Source organism: Burkholderia sp. E168m23 (assembly GCF_016586125.1).
GTDB lineage: Bacteria > Pseudomonadota > Gammaproteobacteria > Burkholderiales > Burkholderiaceae > Burkholderia > Burkholderia orbicola.
This window is the reverse complement of record NZ_BCPP01000986.1, coordinates 1-2578: the sequence shown is the minus strand read 5'-3', so window position 1 is coordinate 2578 and position 2578 is coordinate 1. Positions and strand designations below refer to the sequence as shown.

The window sequence follows — 2578 nt, the reverse complement described above, 5'->3', positions numbered from 1 at the left end:
TCCGGATGCAGCACCATGCCGGCATCGTGTTCGCCGTCGCGGCGCACGCGCACGCGATTCTCGACGTCCTGCACGCCCAGGCAACCGTCGGCCAGATCCTCGATGTCGTGCTTCATCCAGCGCGCCGGCACCGTGCCCTCCAGCTCGACGCGCCCCGCCTTCACCTGCACGGTGACGTCGCTCACGTCGATCTCCAGCGCATGCGCGAGCCGCTCGCAGACGTCCTCGCGAATCCGCTCGTCCGAGCGCGTATAGCCTTTCGGCCCGCGGCGATGGCGCAGCGCGTCGCGTTCGGTGTCCGGGCCGAAGCGCGACAGGTCGGGGGCGCTGCCGCCGTAGCGCGGGTCGCCTCGGGGGTCGCCTCGGGGGTCGCCTCGGGGGTCGCCTCGGGGGTCGCCTCGGGGGTCGCCTCGGGGGTCGCCTATATCGCGCTCGCTGCCGTACCAGCCCATCCGGTGATGGCCGCGGTATTCCGGGCGCTCGCCGCCGTACCGCCCTTCGCGGCCCTGCGCGCGGCGGCCCGGGTCACCGTAGCCGCGCTCGGCGCCCCGCGCCGGCTCGCGCGCGCCGCCCGGCCAGTCCGGGTCGGCCGCGGCGCGCTGCTGGTCGGCCGGCCGCGCGGCCCGCTCGGTCCATTCGCTGCCCCAGTCTTCCGGGCCCACATCCTCGCTCGCGAATCGACGGTAAGCCGATTCGTAGTCTTCTTCCGGCCACCGTGCCGGGTCGTCCGGGATGCCGCGCTCGCCAGCGCCCCGGTACGCGCGTTCATTGCGCTCGCGCCAGTCGGGCGGGCCGCCACGCTCGCCATGCCGTCCGGGATATCGTCGTTGCATCGTGTCTCTCCTTGATCGCCTGCGCCGTGCACGGATCCATGCCGCATCGCGGCGCGCGTCGGTCGGGTGAATGCAAATCGCGTGCCGGCGCCGTTGCCGGGCCGCGACGGTTGCGCGTCGCAGCGTGGGGAAACCGTCAGGCGCCCCAATCTGCAACGCGATTGCAGTTTTTGCGTGCCGGGCGTCACGGCGCGCCGCCGGGCTCGTCCGGGTCGTCCGATTCGTCCGTCCGGCCGGGCTCGCTCAGCCGCTCGGTGCGGTCCGGCTCGATGTCGGCGCCTTCCTCCAGCGTCGAATCGCCGTCCGCCGACGCACGCTCGCCGGTGCCCGCGCGGTCCGTATCGCTGTCGAGTGCCGCGTCGCCGCGTTCGAGCGCGTGGTCGTCCAGCGGCGAATCGACGTCGAACGGATGGCGCCGCGCGCCCGCCGTGTCGCTGCCGCTGTCGGACGAGTCGCTCGGGCCGAGCGCCCGGCCGTCGCGGCCGCGGCTGGCGTTCTCGTCGTCCGGGCCGGCCGGTTCGTTGTCGGGATTCAGGGTGCTGTTCATGTCGGCCTCCTTGCGTGGCTTGCCGCCGGGCGGCCGGCCGGATGGCCGCCGCACGGCAGGCGGACGATCCGGTCGTGCAATCGGCATGCCGCGCCGGCCGCCGACGGTCGCGCCGGCGCCCATGTCGGCGGACGGCACGGCCGATGCGCACCCATTGATCAGCCGAATCGAGTTCCTTTATTCTTTCGGACGTGCCAATTCGATCCGCGCGGCCGCCGTCTGTCCGGCGGCGGTCCGGCGACCTGCGGCCGCCCGTATTTCCGACCTGCCGCTCCGATGAAGAAAGACGACGCCGATTTCCCCCCGCATCCGCCGCCCGGCCCGCCCGACGCGCGCGACCTGCAGCACCGCTTCGCCGAATTCCGGTTCCAGACCGTCGTGGAGTCGATCACCGACTACGCGGTGTTCATGCTGGACCCGTACGGCAACGTCGCGACGTGGAATGCCGGCGCGGAGCGCATCAAGGGCTACCACGCCGCCGAGATCGTCGGTCACCATTTCTCGCTGTTCTATCCGATCGACGCGATCACGGCCGGCCGGCCGTCTCAAGGGCTCGCGTTGGCCGCGGCGCACGGCCACTTCCAGGACGAAGGCTGGCGCGTGCGCAAGGACGGCACGCAGTTCTGGGCAAGCGTGACGATCACGCCGGTGCGCGACGCGATGCAGGAGCTGTGCGGCTTCATCAAGATCACGCGCGACATGACCGAGCGCAAGCGGCTCGAGGAGCTGGAGGCGTCGACGCAGCGGCTCAGCGTATTCATCGCGATGCTCGCGCACGAGCTGCGCAACCATCTGGCGCCGCTGCGCAATTCGGTCGGCGTGCTGCAGAGCCTGCCCGATCCGGCGCCCGTGCTCGCGCAGTGTCGCGACGCCGTGAACCGCCAGGTCGGGCAACTGACGCGGCTCGTCGACGATCTGCTCGACGTCGGGCGCATCACGGCCGGCAAGGTCGAGCTCGACGCTCGCCCGGTCAGCGTGCGCGACGTCGTGTGCCGCGGCGTCGAGAGCATCCAGCCGAAGCTGGCCGCCCGCGGGCAATGGATCCGCGTCGACCTGCCGACCGACTCCGTGGTGCTGCACGGCGACGACGCACGGCTCGTGCAGGTGCTGCACAACCTGCTCGACAACGCATCGAAATTCTCGCCGCACGGCGGCCGAATCGACGTTGGCGCGCGAATCGAAGGGCCATTGGTGGCGA

The 2578-nt window shown here is 71.9% G+C and carries 3 protein-coding genes; 1 reads left to right on the top strand and 2 read right to left on the bottom strand.

All coding sequences use genetic code 11. The features are described from left to right. On the bottom strand, positions 1-833 hold an 833-nt coding region (locus tag JMF90_RS32945; RefSeq protein ID WP_201325997.1), incomplete at its 3' end, for a BON domain-containing protein. Between the two features lie 184 nt (positions 834-1017). Then, positions 1018-1380: a chemotaxis protein gene (locus JMF90_RS32940; RefSeq protein WP_077179513.1), complete on the bottom strand. Its 363-nt coding sequence runs from the start codon at positions 1378-1380 to the stop codon at positions 1018-1020. Between the two features lie 276 nt (positions 1381-1656). Here JMF90_RS32940 and JMF90_RS32935 point away from each other — a divergent pair. Next, on the top strand, positions 1657-2578 hold a 922-nt coding region (locus JMF90_RS32935), incomplete at its 3' end, for a PAS domain S-box protein (protein WP_201325996.1).

Bases quoted from the DNA above. Each gene is read 5' to 3' on its own strand.
- JMF90_RS32940 (WP_077179513.1), bottom strand. From the start codon at position 1,380: ATGAACAGCACCCTGAATCCCGACAACGAACCGGCCGGCCCGGACGAC.